The organism is Sulfitobacter sp. 1A13353 (assembly GCF_043557255.1).
GTDB classification, from domain to species: Bacteria; Pseudomonadota; Alphaproteobacteria; order Rhodobacterales; family Rhodobacteraceae; genus Sulfitobacter; species Sulfitobacter faviae.
The window spans coordinates 30,412-45,543 of record NZ_JBIFFS010000004.1 but is presented as its reverse complement, the minus strand read 5'-3'; the positions used below and the strand labels follow the sequence as shown (position 1 = coordinate 45,543).

Below are 15,132 nucleotides of genomic sequence, written 5' to 3'. Positions count from 1 at the left end.
CTTGCCGGCATTGGCATGACGGCCGGCACCGGCCTCGCAGCGATGGGCCGCAAACCTGACGCTGGGGAGGCCGCTCTGCCGCGCGCTTCCGACAGCGTGGTCGAGATCCCGGACATGATCCTGGGCGACCCAGCCGCACCGGTGGAGATCATCGAGTACGCTTCCTTCACCTGCTCGCATTGCGCAAGGTTTCAGGCGACGGTCAAACCGCGGCTGGTTGCTGAGCAGATCGAAACGGGTCAGGCCAAGTTCATTTTCCGCGAGGTCTACTTTGATCGTCCTGGCATCTGGGCATCACTGATGGCGCGCGCCGCCGGCGCCAATCGCTTCTTTGCCGTGTCCGACCTGCTTTATGAGCGCCAGCGCGACTGGCTTTCGGGTGATCCGGCTGAGATTGCCCGGAACCTTCGCAAGATCGGGAAGATCGCCGGGATGCAGGAGGAGGCCCTCGAAGAGGCTTTCTCTGATGCAGACAAAGCTGAAGCCCTGGTGGCCTGGCAGGAGACTAATCTCGCGCGTGACGGCGTGAACGCCACACCGACAGTCTTCGTTGATGGCAAACGCATCTCCGCGTGGGACTATGAAAGCATTGTCTCAGCCATGTAAGGAAAAGCCGTCCTGCATGGGGTAGGGCGGCATTCGATCCGGCAGTGGGGGTCTTTAGATCATTGCCACAATGACAAGAAAGCCTGCGATGATCGCAACATCCATGGGGTGTAGATCCTTGAGGCGGAAGCGGCGGGCAACAGAGCCATGCGCTGCGTTCTCTATGAGCGTCATGCGCGATTGTACCGGACCTTCCATGAAATCAGAGTTCCGACCTTCGACGATCAGAAGAGGGTCTACCTCGTCTATCTCGAACGGATAGGCATCCAAGGCCAGCATACCGTCATCCATCATAGGGCAGGGCTCTTGCTCAAACTCGATATCCTGATGCGATGCAGCCAAAGGGCGCGCAGATGCACGTCCTGGAAACTCGAATATCTTCGCGGTGGTGCTTGCGCTCATAAAGATGACCCGTCCTCAGTTGGCACGACATTTAAGCACATTATAGTCTTTTTCGCAAATCGCCAAGAGCTACCGTCGTGAACCCTATAAATTAACCACAGTTTAATCGAACATAGCGGCGGGAACCACAAAGGCCCCGCACGTCGGGGTCTAGGGATCACAGAAGAGGCTCCTGCGCATCGATAGGGCGTATTGCGGGTGGCCAGCGCTGAACCGAGCCAGATCGGCTTCAGAGGACCTCTCAATGGCTTTCATAGCCAACCTGGACCTGCCGATATGCATATTTCGAACGCTTCAGGAGGAGCAATGCGCCCTGTAACGCAGGCTGTAACACAGAAGGCCTTGAAATCATTGATCAATTTTTCAGAGATGCGCGGAATTCGACCGATTTTCGGGGTCTGTTACAAACATATATATAAATATCAATGACTTAGCAAGTGTAACGCATTACGCCCAGATGTGTCTTAATATTAGAGCGCATGTGATGACCTACGTGAGGTTCTTCGTGTATGTATACTTTTATTTATATTTTGTTACATAGATAGAAATAGAGATATATCTACGTCTTTTCATGTACTTACGAGCGTTACTTAACGTGTAACAAAGCCGTTACAGCGTTACATCGTTGAAATTGCAGGGAAAATTCAATATTGATGAAGGCCGAACGACATAAACCCGGACAAAGTGCAGAAAGTTCCATCAAAATTACGATTTGCGAAAAATAGGGATTGCACATGATTTACATCTTTGACAGAAAGCCTAAGAAGTTTTCCCTCAGGAGTCTCAGATGTCCACGATCACACTCACCGAAGCCACCACCCAAGTTCACACAACAGCCCGCGCGACCCCGGAGGCAGCCCCCGTTCGTGAGCTTAACCTTTCGGCATCTTCCATGAGGCGTGAATACCTGAACAGGGAACTGGAAATCGAACTGGCGACGGCTTGGCGGGAGCATGGTTGCGAAAAATCGCGAAATCGCCTTATCGATTCGCACCTCCGCTTGGCCAGCAAGTTGGCATGCAAGATGAAACGCACCTCCGGATCGGTCAATGATCTCATGCAAGAGGCATCCATCGGCCTTATGAAGGCCGCTGATAAATATGACCCCAACTCCGGGTACCGCTTTGCCACCTATGCTGTCTGGTGGGTCAAATCCGCAATTCAGGATGCCGTGATGAGGGATAACTCCGCGGTGCGTTTGAAGTCCTCCTCGGTCAACCGCACAGCCTTCTTCACCCTCTCGAACATCGAAAGGCGCGTTGAGATGAAGCTGCGGACTGCCGGCATGTCGCCGACCCAGCAGCAGATCGACGAAGAGACAGCGCGGATGATGGGCATGGATGTTGCTAAGCTCAAAGACATCAAATCTGCGATGCCAACCAGCGCATCGCTGAATGCGCCACTTCCCAATGCAAACGAAAGGGGCGAGACCCTGGAGTTCGTCGACGTTCTGCCTTGCAGCAACCCTACGCCGGAGGACATCGTCATCTCCGAGGACGCCAGCAGCTTTGCGGTCAACGCCATCGCCGAAGCCATGAGCACCCTCAATGAGCGCGAGATCAGGATTATTCAGGCCCGCACCATGGCGCTGGAGCCTTTGACCCTCGAGGTGCTGAGCCAGGAATTCGGCCGCACGCGGGAGCGCGTGCGTCAGCTGGAGGCCAATGCCGTGAAAAAGCTGCGCAAGAAGCTCGAAATCATGGGCATCAAGGGTATGAATTTCCTTACCGTTGACGCATAATTGCGAAAAACGGGACTTCACCAGTAAGCGCAGGAAACAGTTTGCGCTTACCTTTGCGAAAATGGCGCTATGTACGCCGAAGATTCAGAAAAGGCGCGCTGAACATGAACAGGGCAAAAACTACCGAAGCCAAGCTGCGCCAAGAAGCCTATGTTTTCACAGGCAATGAGGTCTCGGGCAATAGGGATCGGGACATCTACGGGTCAGAGGATAAGGTTGAATTTCACCTCGACTATGATCTCGACGGCAACCCGCTGGCCGCAACTATCTGCGCGCCAGCCTATAGGGTGGATGAAATCCTGGTCTTTGACGAAGATGGTGTTCAGATGGACGCCGAGCAGGTCGAAGTTCTGGTCTATGAACTTCTGGATGACCAGCTCCGCTTCATTGAACGTATGACCGGCCTTGGTGTCGAAGAGCTTGGTGAAGAGCCCGCCTTGGTATAGACGGGCCCAACCTTAGCGTGGCGGACGCGGACCGTTACGCATCTCTTCGCCGGGATCATACTCGTAGGGGCTATGTTCGACTTCCAGATCAGGCTCCGGTGCCAATTCTGTGTGTTTCGCAAAGGGATCCAAGGGGTCCTCCTGCTGAACATCGTCAATGTCGCCCTTGACGTCGGTGCCGAGGATCTCTTCGATCTGGTCCTCTTTCATGCCAGCTGTTTTCATCGCCTTTTCGAGCGACGCATTGGAGAGGTGAAACAGCCGTGTCGTGAGGTCCCTCGGGCTAGAGAGGGCAATCTTGCGGATCATATCGCTGCCTTCGCGCGAGCCCGGGGAAACTTCGCCAGACCTGAGCCGGTCTATCATGTCTTCGATCTTCATTTCAGGCTTCTTGGCCATGGAGTGTTCCTTTTGGTTGTTGCGAAAAACAGCTTAACATGGACCCGCAAAAACAACTATATCCACAATTCTCGGACGTCTGTCCGGCTCTGGGGGCTATCGCAGCGGGAATAGGGCGCCTAAGTTTACCTTATTGCGAAAAACGAACTGCGGAGCAAACGAATGAGCAAGACTAAAACAGCCAGGCCAACGCCGCGCAAGAAGACGGCCGGAGAGAAGGCCGTCTCATTCCAGGCACGCGTCGATTACGTCGCCAAAGCCCTCAAAAGGGGCTCATGGGGCGAGCGCTTCGATGCCTGCTTCGATCACCATGACAGCCACCAGTTGATTGCCGTGGTGATGCAGCGTGCGGAGCGCAGCCCGCGCCTGAAGGAAGCCATCATGACCAGCTTTGCGGTCTCGTCCTGGGACCTGGTGCCCTGGCATGAAACCGCAGCTCCTTATGCAGACAAATCTGCCCGTCAGATCGGTGTTCTGGCTGCCCAGGCACGCAATGCGGGGAAGGCCGACTTCGAGGCTTTGTTCGAGAACCCTGAGGCGATGCTCGAAGACGCACGCTGATCCCAAAACAAAAAACGACCCACAACAAAAGAAAGAAGAGCATCACTATGCAACTTACGACTGCCCATTACTACGAAGGCCGCAAAACCCTTAAAAAACTGGAAAAGCGCGCCAAGAAAGAAGCCCGCGAATTGCTGGCCGGTACACTCGGCGCTGACACCAAAGAGCTGGCCGACGCACAGGCGATCATGGAAACCTACTACTGGATGAAGTCCAAGCACATCGACAGCATCATCGTCCAGAAAAAGACCATCGGTGGCTGGGTTGTGGTTCTGACCTTCAAAGATTTGCCCCGCGGGATTCCCAACGTGCTTGGCGCGCCTGGCAAGCCGAAGACCGAAGAAGAGGCCATGGCGCTGGCACATGTGATGGTGCGCGCGGCCTATGTGAAATGCGAAGAGACCAAGAAGATGATGCGCGAAGGCACCATGGATGATCTGCGCTTTTTCCGCTACCAGGATCTGCATCTGCAGGTGCCCGGCGACATGGTCGACGCAGCGGCGCGCAAGATCCCCGACATGCCGGCCGAGAAGGAAGCCAAGAAGATGCGCCAGGAGCACATCGACAAGATGCGTGAAGCGGTGGGCAAAAAGAAGCTGACCGTCGAGCGCTGGAACGAGCTTTCGGAAGAGCGCCAGCTGGCCGCTATGGTGGCCGCGTCCTTCTTGCTCTGCCTGAACATCAATCTGGTGGCGTAAAACACTGCGGCTGCGCCTCTATGGGGCGCAGCCGGTACCCTCGTATGGGCGACGGGCGTGGCTCTATCCCTTTGATCTGTTTACGAGCGCCGTGACACGCGCATGACGCTTACGCATGGTCGCATTGACTGATTTTTTGCTCGCGAAATACAGCTTGTCCCATTCTCTGCCGAAGTAGATATCGAGATAGTGTTTCGCTTCATCAAACCGTTTATGACGCACCAGGCCGCCGGTCAGCCGATTGAACCAATAGTCGGCCTGAAAGAAGTTGCTCAGGCCGGGGTAGACCGGGTCGAACTCCAGCCACTTGTCGACATAGATCTTTGAAATCTCCATCAGCCGATCTGTGTCCCGGTCAACTACTGCTTTGGTGTATTCGTATTCATTAAGCAGCGTGATCATCTGATTGTAGAAGGGTTTTTGACGGTAATATTCCTCAAGCTGTGCATCTGTGTAGGCCGGGCCAAAATGCCATGGCAGATTCTTTGAAACGGCATCCTCATCCGCGCTTGCTTCATTCATCGCAATCCCTCCATGGGGGTCATCGAAACCGCCTTTAGGAAGGTTGTAAAGAGCATATTGGCCAAAACTCCCGAAACCGAAGTGTTGTGTCGCATAATCCTTCTTATGTAATATTTATCCCGGCATTGAGGTGACCGGCAGAGCTTACTGCCGCCGCGGCCGCTCAACTGCTTCCTTAAGGTCGGCAAAATCAACGAAGCTGTCTGCCTGGCGCCGCAGATCATCAGAAACCATTGGCGGCGAAGTCTTCAGACTGGACACCACAGTGACCCGTACGCCGCGGCGCTGCACAGCCTCGATTAATGCGCGCATTTCGCCATCACCGGTGAACAGGATCAAGTGGTCGATATGCCTGGCAAGCTCATAGCTCTCTACCGCCATCTCGACGTTCATTGTGCCCTTGATCTTGCGGTTGCCGGCGCTGTCGGTGAACTCACGCGCTTGCTTCTCGTGGACCTTGTAGCCATTGTAGCTCAGCCAGTCGATCAGACCGCGCAATGATGAGAACTCTTCATTCTCCAGCGTGGTCGTGAAATAGGATGCCCGAACGAGCTTGCCTTTGGCTTCGAAATACTTGCGCAGCTTGTGGTAGTCGATCTCAAAGCCGAGGGCACGTGCCATGCCGTGGAGATTGACACCGTCGATGATCAAAGCGATCCGCTCATTTTGGTAGAACATACGTAATGGACCTTCCCGGACTCTAAAAACTGCTCGCCCCAACAGATATGAGACACTTCTGATTATAGTAAACCGATTTTCTTATTCGCAAACGGCCAACAGACATACCGCGCAATATCAGCATCAACAACACCGTCCACAGGAAATCCCGGGGTAAGCGCCTTTCCCCGTATGATTTTATTTGGTGCCCCCGCCGCACGGCGCGATAGTCTTTGCATGTTCGAAACCTTCATCAAAAACAGCTCGATCCAAGATCTTGCCTCCTACGTGGTCATCATGATGATCATCTTCGGGCTCTCCCCCTACGGGCTGTTTTTCATCCGCATGGGGCTTCACCTTGCCTTTGGCGCTCCGCGGCCGAGGATCATCCGCGGGTCACGGAAAACACATGCTCAGGTCCTGCAGGATGTATCCACCCAGGCGCGCACCAGGATCGACGAGATGAGTGCCTATATTTCAGATCTCGAGGAACTCTTGGCACAATACCAACACGGCGCGGATGCGCTGGAAGCCGAGAATGAAGCCCTTAAAGAGCACATCCGCGCGATGGAGGCCGGCGCCGATATGCATCGGGCGCAGTATGACGGCGAGACCTCCTCCCCTGACAGCGAGATAGATCGGGCACTTGAGGCGCTCGATCTGAGCCCCGGGGCAACCTGGGAAGACATTCGGGCCGCCTATCGCAGGCTGGTCAAGATCCACCACCCGGATCATGGTGGCGACCCAGAGCGCTTAAGGCAGGTGAACTCAGCCTATGACCACCTTAAGCATCTATATGGTATCTAGGAGCCCTGCCTCTTACGTTTTCTCTTTCATCTCGAGGCGCTTCTCGAGGTCTGCGATATACGCATCCCGGAGGCCGATTTCGCGCTCTGTATCTTTAACAAACTTATTGTGCGCCCTGCGTGCTTCCTTAAGGTCACGCTCGGCATATCCGAGCGATCGCCTTGTGGCTTCATCTCGATCCCGGACATGCTCAAGAGCTAAGCACCAAAGGCGCCCAATCAGCTGTGTGGAGCTTTCTCTTAGCTCTTTAGGAACCTCAAGAGCCGCCCGCTTTGCTGCCTTGTTTGTCCGTGCGTGCCATTTCTCTAGAAGCGGTGAAATTGTACGTTTTGATCCAGTTCCAAGCTCTTTACGCACAGCTTCAATAGTAGGTTTCTTGCCGCCTAAAAGTAGATTTTCTGCAGCAGCGGCAACAGAAAATTCGTTCACGAAAGTTGGCGGGAGGCGTGCTTCTGCTTCACCTCTTCCTTCACGAAACGTCCTAAGGTGTTTTCCGATGGTATTTAGTGAACCGCCTCCGAGCACATCTCTGATATCATTCAGGGTTGGCTCTTTATCCTGCGAAAGCAGAGTCGTCGCAGCCTTGGCTACGGCTTCATATGTAGCATATACCATTACGCATCATTCTCCATGTCAAACTATCTGACCTGCGAAAATCGCAGGCCTTCCTTGATATTGTTTTTCATCTACCCTATTTTTCGCATAGGTCAAGACATGGTTCGTCGCGACGATATTCAGACGCATTTGGCGTCACTCAACATCCAAACAGGAGCGCATCAATGCAGCTTTTCCGCACCTCCCTCCTTTTCGTTGCTGGCCTTACCCTTGCAGCATGCCAAGCGCCCCAAGCTCAGATGCCAAGCGGCAGCGTCTATCGCACCTCGGAGGCGAATACGGCCATGCGCGTCGCCGCCTGTACCGTGGCTCAGGCGCGCTATGTCGCTCTGGTCGATGATGCGCCCTCGAGCCGCGACGGGATCAATCAGGCCGTGGGGATCGGCATTGGTGCGGCGCTCGGAAATGCGATCGGTGATAAGATCGGCGGCGGCAGCGGCCGTGATCTGGCCAAGGGTCTGGGCACCGTCGCCGGTGGCGTGGTCGGCAGCCAGGTTGCATCCAATGTAAACACCAACCGCCGTAGCGGCACTGGTGTCGAATACACTGTCGATCTTGGGGCAAATGGGTTGCGCACGATCGTTCAGAACCTAAATCCGGGTGAAGGTGCGATGCGTCCTGGCTCTGCCTGCGTGCTGACGGGCAATGGCGCGATGGTGCGCGTGCGCCCCGCCTGATAACAGATAGGCGGTCGGGGAGCTTCCCCGGCCGCATTATTTCGCTCACCAACAGATTTCTGTCCTTTTTCGCATAACGGGCGTATCCTGAAGAAATAGCGAAACTGGATATGCCATGACGGACATCTCACAAAAAACTTGGAAGTATCTCCACGGTCCAGACGATGTGACCCACCTTTCCTTCAAGACTGGTGGCGTACCGCGCAGCTTTACTGCCATACAATATACAGCCACAGAACGCGATGAGATTGATCTGCAGGATGATGGGATCGCGATCATCGACAATGATCAGATGAGCGTGGTGCTCGATGGCCAGCTGAAGGGTGATCCAGAGGCGCAGGCGTCTTTCATGTCTGATCTGCGCAAGATGTCTTGGGCTGACTTCAGCGCGATGGCATTAAAGCACCCGCGGTATCGCGGGTCGCAGGACGACTTCCACCGCGACCAGCCCAATAAGGGTGTTTTGGTCAACCAGATCCAACGGGGTGTCATGCATGCTCCCTCGGATGAAGCGGATTTGCGATCCCCTTCCATGGTCTCAGCCCATGCCAGTTCAGAATGCCCCTATAGCTTCCCCAGAACGACCCGCAGTGAAATTCTGCAGGGTCTTTTGTCGCACAGTTGCCTGCAGGGGGAAGATGGCCGCTGGAGACTTTCCTGGGCCCTGCCCGACCGGTCGGAGCACCCCTACTTCAAACCTTCTGAAAATGATCTGGATGACCCCTGGCTTAAGCATTGCGAAGCTCATCCCGAACTTTTCGATTTGGCCGCGCAGTCCATTCTCGAGCCCTACTTCTCAGGGGGTGTCACCACCTGGCCGGAGACTGATGACGGCCGCTACAGCTTTTGCTCAGGTGGCGCCAGCAACCCCGATGTGATCTGCCTCGAAGCCATCGACGGGGCTGAAATCGATTTTGCGAGCCGAGGTGAATTTGGCGCGCTGCTTGACGCTCTCCCGGATACAGCCTTGCGCGACATCTGGAAGCTGCAACAAGTAACGGATCATAACCTCGCGCCAGAAGTCGTTCAAAACAGGATCACCGCGGAGCTCAAGCCCTTTCGGATTGAGGTCATTACACCTCAAGATCCAGATCTCATGGTGCAAGCGGATCTCTAAGTTTTTCGAAATAGAAATGTAAAGATAACCATGATAGCCCACCCGCGTTTCGGGCCGAGCTATAAAAACACAGAGCTCGGCAGTTTGTATGTCCGTTTCCTGCGACTAAAATTTGCGAATATGTCATACTTACAGAAATTAGGAAGGGACCGCACATGCGCTCAAACACTATCCTGAGTACAGCACTCATCTTGTCTTTCATCGCTGCAGCAGCCTCAGCACAGAACGCAGGCTCAGGTGGCGCAAATGAAGTCGAAGTGCCGCGCGAGATCGACCAGGATCCGATGTATGGCATCATCTCTCCTCAATATCGCTTTCAGGATATTGAACCTGGCAGCGGTGGGCCTGGCGATGTGCATTACATCACCAATATCACCAAATATGAGGAGAACGTTGCTGGGAATGTCTATAGCCCAATCCTGTCCTCTGAATACGTGAACAAGCTTTACGTCGACAACTCGTTTCGCAGTATCATCAACGATTTTGAGACGCAGATCACTGTCCTGAAGCAGGACATCACCAACATCACCAATGTGCTGGAAAGCGTCTGTAACGACATGCTGATCGTCGAGACCAATGGCGGCTCAGGTCACGGGAAGAAGAACGGTTGGTACAAGAACGGCAAGGCTTACCGCTTCCAGTCTGCCTTGGGTGAATCCTGTGGTGGCATCGAATGGCGGACCGGGTTCACGCCTTACGGGCATATCCTGAATGCCGGCAAGGACGACGGTAAGGCTGATGCCGCGGCGGGCTTGCCACGGAGCTACGCTGCTTTCGACGGCGAGGATGAAGCTCATACAGACTGGGGTTTCGTGCATAATGTGCCCACCGATCGGTCGGTGCGCTTTAAGCCCAAGCGTTGGTCTGACGCAGATGGCGATGGCCGCGATGACAAGAGCTATGACATGTACCGTCAGGGCTATGACATCGGCTACCGGTAACATCTCTACCAGCTGATCCCTCAGCGGCGACAATCTGGACCTCGGATGCATTGTGCTCCGGGGTCTTTTACGTTTGAAAAGGGAATGAGCGCCCCTTGGCTTCCCTATTTAGGTTAATTATTTTCGCAACACCTGTTGCAACCCGCCCCCAAACGGACAATATAAGTAATACAGTTTTTCGCAATACCGGCGGTCAGGAGATCGCCTCGCCAACTTCAGGGGCCCTGACCATGATCAAGAAAATCCTCCTCGCAACAACGCTGATCGTAACGGGTGCTGCAACGCATTACCTGGTGCCACAGACCGATGTGGTCCGCGCCGTTGGCGTCGAGACAAAGCGCGTCGATTCCACTGCCAGCGGGCTGGCCAATGGCGAGACAACGCGAACCCGCGATGTCTATTACATCCAGACCGAAGACACCGAGAGCGCGAAGCCGAAGGTCTACAGCAATGAGGACAACTACTGGTACCTCAAGTGGAACTCGGCTGATCTGCAGTCCCGTGCGCAATCGCTGGCTTCCGACAAATCCTTGGTTGCTGTGAGACATTATGGCTGGCGCAACAAGTTCTTCTCGCTGTTCCCGAATGCCACGAAGATCGAGCCTGTGGCGGAGAGCTACAGCACTGTGCCCTACCTCTTCTTTATTGTGCTTACCTTGGTCTGGGGCGCGATCCTCACCGCCTATTGGAAAGCCGGAAAGATGATCTCCCGCATCAGTGAGCGGCGTCGCGAGAAGCGCGCAACACGCGAAGCAGACCGCAATCCTGTTGCCGCCTCGACATCCGCTGCAGATATCGACGAATTCCTCAACAGCTGAGGATTGCGAAAATGGGCGGGCGCAACGATGTCCGCCACTTTCGAAGACTTAAGTTGCTCTGCTGACAATTGCGCTTTGCGAAAACTGTCATGGATTACAGATTTTTACACGACAACCGATTGGATATGACGTGAAAGACCTTATTACTGAAACGAACGCCTCAACCCATGTGCTCTCGACGGGCAAACTGAATCTGGACATTCAGATCGAACGCCGCGGCGGGCTGTTCAAGCTGGCAGAGCGTCAGAACCCGAAGCGGGCGTTTCTGTTCGTCTCGACCGTTCTGGGTCGCCATATCCCGGTGGCGCCGAAAGATCACCGCGATGCGCTGAACGCACTTTGCGAAATGACCGCACCCCATCTCAAGGGCGGCGCGGTCTTCGTGATGGGCTTTGCAGAAACCGCCGTGGGCATTGGCGCCGGGGTCTTTGACGGGCTGCGCAAGATGCTGCCTGGACGCGAGATGGGTTATCTGCACACGACACGCCACCCCCTGCCCGGCGCTGAGCCCTGGTTTGCGATCGAAGAGGGTCACAGCCACGCGACCTCACATTTTATCATGCGCCCGACCCGCGGATGCTACCACCCTGGCCCCGCCAGCACGCTGGTCCTCGTGGATGACGAGACCACCACCGGCAATACCTTTGCCGAGCTGGCCGCTGGGCTTTTCGAGAATGGCGCGCACTTCGGAAAGATCGTTCTGGTGACCCTGACCGATTGGTCGGGTGGCGCGGCCGCAGAGCGAGTCAAATCCGCCGTGGGAGACGTGGAAGTCGAGGCGGTCTCGCTTCTTGAGGGCTCCTGGACCTGGACGCAAGACCCGGATGCGGTTCTGCCCGCCCTGCCCGCGATGGCTGAGGCCGACTGCCCCTCTTGGGAGCCGGACGAAACCACAATGTACCGCTCACCCCGCGATGGCTTGCGCGGCCGTGATATGTCGGAAACCGAGTACCTCTCGTGGATGGAGAAGTTGCCCCGGTTCAAGCGCAAGGAGCGGGTTCTGGTGATTGGCACTGGCGAACATGTCTGGCAGCCCTTTCTTTTCGCAGAGACCATTGAGCGCATTGGTCGGAACGTTGGGTTCATTTGCACAACACGATCTCCCATCCTGCCGGGCCCGGTGATCGCGCATAAGATCACTTTTCCTGACCACTTCGGGATCGGCCTCGATATGTATCTGCACAATGTGAACCCGGACGACTGGGACCGTATCGTGCTCTTCACCGAGACTGGTGTTGAAGGCATTCACCCCCGCCTGCGCGAGGCACTCGGCAAGGGGCATATCGTCGATAAAGACGGTCAAGTTTTTGAAATGATGGATATCTGAAATGTCAGCAATGAAGCCTATCGTATTTTCGGATTTGGATGACACGATTTTCCAGACGGCCCGCAAGATGGCCGGCGCGCCCGATGAGGCCCTGAAGGCGTCACACGCGCTGAACGGAAGCCACTCTTACATGACGCCAGCGCAGGCTTCGGCCTTTGAATGGCTGAACGCGAGCACCCGGTTCATTCCGGTGACCGCGCGTTCGACAGAAGCCCTGTCGCGCTGCGCCCTGCCCTTCAGTGACTATCAGATTGCCTCCAATGGCGCGGTAATCCTGACCCCGGAAGGCGCGCTCGACGAGGATTGGATGGCGCGGACCCGCGATGTCTGCAAAGCCAAAGAACAGCTCTTTGCCGATATGAAGGTCAAGATCGAAGAGATGAACGAGGACGGGGGCCTGCGCCACTGGCTTGTCGAAGAGCAGATGTGTGGTGTCTATTACTGCGTGAAGTCCAATGGCTCGGAGGAACGCCTGGATGAAGTGCAGTCGGTCATGGAAAGCTTTCTCGGCGGCCCTCCGGGCGGCCTGCTCTTTGAGCACCGCAACGGCAATAACCTGGCCTATATGCCGCATGACATCTCGAAGAAGGGCGCGGTCGATTATCTGATCGAGAAGATCAGCCCAACCCGCGACCAGCCGATCTGGGGCATGGGCGACAGCATCACGGATCTGCCGTTTATGGAATCCTGCGACATGATGGTGATCCCCACCGAGACCCAGCTGCACAAGACATTCAAGAAAGGATCGATCTGATGCTCGACGCGACACCCCAAAAAGAGCTGACCTCAGGCTCCTACGATCCAGCGGACGTGACTTTTCTGCTGAAACTGGTGGCAATGAAGCCAACCGCGGTCGCTGAGAAAGAAGTCCTGATCCAGAGTGGTGCCGCGCATTACTCGGAGATGATTTCCGATGAGCGCCGCCCCGACACCCGCTATCTCGAGATTTTTGAGAAGGCCCAGACCCGCGGCGAAGCCCGGATCGCCGGAGAGATGATCTCATTGGCACTCCAAATTCAGAAACGCATCGCAAAGGGCGAGCTCGACCCTCAGATCACGCTTTGCTCTTTGGTGCGCGCAGGTGTGCCCTACGGCGTGCTTTTGCACCGTGAGCTGAAAGCTCTGGGTGTGGACTCGGTCCACTACGGTGTCTCGATCATTCGCGACCGCGGCCTCGATGAAGTGGCTATGGCCTATATCTCCGAGCGCCGGCCGGAAGCGGGCATCGTTTTTGTGGATGGCTGGACAGGTAAAGGCGCAATCACCCGTGAGCTGCGCCGCAGCTGGAAAGAGATCTCCGGCCGCGAGGCGGAGCTGGCCGTCCTGGCCGATCCGGCAGGCTACGCGACCATGTCGGGATCGCATGAGGATTGGTTAATCCCCTCGGGCATCCTTGGCGCCAATGTCTCGGGTCTGATCTCGCGCTCGATCCTCAACAAGGACGTCATCGGCGAGGGCGATTTCCACGGCACCATCTCCGTCGACCATCTGGCAGATATCGATGTTAGCCGGGATTATGTGGACCGGATCACTGCGCTTGCGAAAAACATGCGCGGTGACTGTTCGGCGTCAGTGACATCTGAAGAAAATCTGCGTCTCTTGCGGGGTGACTCTTCCGATTGCATCATCCGCATCGCCTATGACTATTCGGTAAGCAACCACAACCGGATCAAGCCGGGTATTGCAGAGGCCACGCGTGCCGTGCTGCGCCGCAAGCCCCGCAAGGTCTTCGTTCGCAGCCTTCAGGATCCCGATCTCGCCGCGCTGATCCATCTGTGCCGCGTGGACGACATCGATCTCGAGGTCTCCGCTGAGCTTACCGGTCCTTACCGGGCCATCACTCTCATCGAAAAGGTATCGTGATGATCAATCGTGACCACATGCTGAACGCCTATGGCTTGGGATCGACACTCTATATGCCGATCATCCATAACAAGGTGCCTGACATCCTGAGTGGCCGCACGGCCTGCGCCGCCTCCTCGATCGTGCTCTGCCTCGAGGATGCCTTGGCAGAGAATGACGTGGAGCGCGGCATCGGCGTGCTGCGCGAAGTCCTCAAAGACGTCAATCACCGCTCCGACCTGCGTGTCTTCGTGCGGCCGCGGTCCATCGACATGGCCGACCGCCTGGCGAGCTTCAAGAACATCACTGCGGTCGAAGGCTTTGTGGCGCCAAAGGTGCGCCCCGAAAACGCGGCACAGTGGATGGACATTGTCTCGGCCGCCGGCCTGCGGGTCATGCCCACCCTTGAGACTGCTGAATATTTCGACCCCAGCCGCATCGCCGCGGTGCGTGATGTGTTCAACGGATTTGACCATACGCTGATCTCTGCCATCCGTCTGGGCGGCAATGATCTGCTGGGTGCGCTCGGGCTGCGCCGCCAGCGCGGCGTGACCTCCTGGGAGGGGCCTCTGGGCTTCGTGCTCTCGATGTGTTCGTCGATGTTCGTAGCCGCCGGCTATCCGGTCTCTGCACCGGTCTTTGATATCATCGATGATCTGGAAACCCTGAAGCGGGAAGTCGAGCGCGATGTGGCTTCGGGCTTCATTTCTAAAACGGCGATCCACCCAGCACAGATCCCCGTGATCGAAGAAGCCATGCAGGTGACTGAGGAAGAATTGACACAGGCAGAAGCGATTCTTGCGAAAAATAGCAAAGCTGTGTTTCAAATCGGCGGCGTAATGTGCGAACCTTCGACACATCACAACTGGGCGCTCCGCATCCAGGCGCGTCACCGCGCCTATGGCTGCCGGGACGTTCTGGAGGTCGAAGAAACGCTTGCAATGGAGGCCTGAGGC

The 15,132-nt window shown here is 55.8% G+C and carries 19 protein-coding genes; 14 read left to right on the top strand and 5 right to left on the bottom strand.

From position 1 onward, the window contains the following. The first annotated feature begins 15 nt into the window (after positions 1–15). A complete protein-coding gene (locus ACGYLO_RS10745) occupies positions 16–606 on the top strand; it encodes a thioredoxin domain-containing protein (protein ID WP_394376458.1) in 591 nt (196 codons plus the stop codon). A gap of 54 nt (positions 607–660) precedes the next feature. Here ACGYLO_RS10745 and ACGYLO_RS10740 read toward each other — a convergent pair whose 3' ends face one another. Continuing rightward, positions 661–1,008, bottom strand: a complete 348-nt coding sequence (locus tag ACGYLO_RS10740; RefSeq protein WP_273055507.1) for a hypothetical protein — start codon at positions 1,006–1,008, stop codon at positions 661–663. 787 nt (positions 1,009–1,795) lie between these two features. Between ACGYLO_RS10740 and ACGYLO_RS10735 the strand changes: the two genes are divergently transcribed. Together ACGYLO_RS10735 and ACGYLO_RS10730 are read left to right on the top strand one after the other, a co-directional pair. Then, positions 1,796–2,749 (top strand): sigma-70 family RNA polymerase sigma factor, encoded by a 954-nt coding sequence (locus ACGYLO_RS10735; protein WP_394376457.1) that lies wholly within the window; start codon positions 1,796–1,798, stop codon positions 2,747–2,749. A gap of 104 nt (positions 2,750–2,853) precedes the next feature. Further along, positions 2,854–3,195: a hypothetical protein gene (locus ACGYLO_RS10730; RefSeq protein ID WP_394376456.1), complete on the top strand. Its 342-nt coding sequence runs from the start codon at positions 2,854–2,856 to the stop codon at positions 3,193–3,195. A gap of 12 nt (positions 3,196–3,207) precedes the next feature. Here the strand turns inward: ACGYLO_RS10730 and ACGYLO_RS10725 are convergent, their stop codons facing one another. Then, positions 3,208–3,594, bottom strand: a complete 387-nt coding sequence (locus ACGYLO_RS10725; protein ID WP_273055502.1) for a hypothetical protein — start codon at positions 3,592–3,594, stop codon at positions 3,208–3,210. Positions 3,595–3,756: 162 nt separating this feature from the next. Here ACGYLO_RS10725 and ACGYLO_RS10720 point away from each other — a divergent pair, with 162 nt between their 5' ends. Continuing rightward, entirely contained in the window at positions 3,757–4,155 is a 399-nt protein-coding gene (locus ACGYLO_RS10720; protein WP_273055500.1) for a hypothetical protein, read from the top strand. A gap of 47 nt (positions 4,156–4,202) precedes the next feature. Beyond that, entirely contained in the window at positions 4,203–4,853 is a 651-nt protein-coding gene (locus ACGYLO_RS10715; protein ID WP_273055498.1) for a hypothetical protein, read from the top strand. A 63-nt stretch (positions 4,854–4,916) separates the two neighbouring features. Here the strand turns inward: ACGYLO_RS10715 and ACGYLO_RS10710 are convergent, their stop codons facing one another. Further along, positions 4,917–5,375, bottom strand: coding sequence for a hypothetical protein (locus ACGYLO_RS10710; RefSeq protein WP_394376455.1), 459 nt, complete (start codon positions 5,373–5,375; stop codon positions 4,917–4,919). Between the two features lie 144 nt (positions 5,376–5,519). Then, on the bottom strand, positions 5,520–6,053 hold the full coding sequence (locus ACGYLO_RS10705) for an NYN domain-containing protein (RefSeq protein WP_273055492.1): 534 nt from the start codon (positions 6,051–6,053) through the stop codon (positions 5,520–5,522). A gap of 216 nt (positions 6,054–6,269) precedes the next feature. Here ACGYLO_RS10705 and ACGYLO_RS10700 point away from each other — a divergent pair, with 216 nt between their 5' ends. After that, positions 6,270–6,839, top strand: a complete 570-nt coding sequence (locus tag ACGYLO_RS10700; RefSeq protein WP_394376454.1) for a J domain-containing protein — start codon at positions 6,270–6,272, stop codon at positions 6,837–6,839. Between the two features lie 12 nt (positions 6,840–6,851). Here ACGYLO_RS10700 and ACGYLO_RS10695 read toward each other — a convergent pair whose 3' ends face one another. Next, positions 6,852–7,454 carry a DNA-binding protein gene (locus ACGYLO_RS10695; RefSeq protein WP_394376453.1) on the bottom strand — a complete coding sequence of 201 codons (603 nt, stop codon included), beginning with the start codon at positions 7,452–7,454 and terminating at the stop codon, positions 6,852–6,854. A 164-nt stretch (positions 7,455–7,618) separates the two neighbouring features. On the opposite strand from ACGYLO_RS10695, the gene ACGYLO_RS10690 reads away from it, so the two are divergent. From ACGYLO_RS10690 to ACGYLO_RS10655, 8 genes are all read left to right on the top strand, one after another. After that, positions 7,619–8,131 carry a hypothetical protein gene (locus ACGYLO_RS10690; RefSeq protein WP_394376452.1) on the top strand — a complete coding sequence of 171 codons (513 nt, stop codon included), beginning with the start codon at positions 7,619–7,621 and terminating at the stop codon, positions 8,129–8,131. 115 nt (positions 8,132–8,246) lie between these two features. Beyond that, positions 8,247–9,248: a hypothetical protein gene (locus tag ACGYLO_RS10685; protein WP_394376451.1), complete on the top strand. Its 1,002-nt coding sequence runs from the start codon at positions 8,247–8,249 to the stop codon at positions 9,246–9,248. Between the two features lie 155 nt (positions 9,249–9,403). Beyond that, complete coding sequence (locus ACGYLO_RS10680; protein WP_394376450.1) at positions 9,404–10,189, top strand: hypothetical protein; 786 nt, start codon at positions 9,404–9,406, stop codon at positions 10,187–10,189. 230 nt (positions 10,190–10,419) lie between these two features. Next, entirely contained in the window at positions 10,420–11,007 is a 588-nt protein-coding gene (locus ACGYLO_RS10675) for a DUF1523 family protein (RefSeq protein ID WP_394376449.1), read from the top strand. Positions 11,008–11,137: 130 nt separating this feature from the next. Continuing rightward, positions 11,138–12,334 carry a phosphoribosyltransferase domain-containing protein gene (locus ACGYLO_RS10670; protein WP_394376448.1) on the top strand — a complete coding sequence of 399 codons (1,197 nt, stop codon included), beginning with the start codon at positions 11,138–11,140 and terminating at the stop codon, positions 12,332–12,334. Between the two features lies 1 nt (position 12,335). After that, positions 12,336–13,088: a hypothetical protein gene (locus ACGYLO_RS10665; protein WP_394376447.1), complete on the top strand. Its 753-nt coding sequence runs from the start codon at positions 12,336–12,338 to the stop codon at positions 13,086–13,088. Next, positions 13,088–14,197 (top strand): cysteine protease StiP domain-containing protein, encoded by a 1,110-nt coding sequence (locus ACGYLO_RS10660; protein ID WP_394376446.1) that lies wholly within the window; start codon positions 13,088–13,090, stop codon positions 14,195–14,197. Before ACGYLO_RS10665 ends, ACGYLO_RS10660 begins: the two co-directional genes overlap by 1 nt. Beyond that, positions 14,197–15,129 carry an HpcH/HpaI aldolase/citrate lyase family protein gene (locus tag ACGYLO_RS10655; RefSeq protein ID WP_394376445.1) on the top strand — a complete coding sequence of 311 codons (933 nt, stop codon included), beginning with the start codon at positions 14,197–14,199 and terminating at the stop codon, positions 15,127–15,129. Before ACGYLO_RS10660 ends, ACGYLO_RS10655 begins: the two co-directional genes overlap by 1 nt. Positions 15,130–15,132 lie beyond the last annotated feature (3 nt).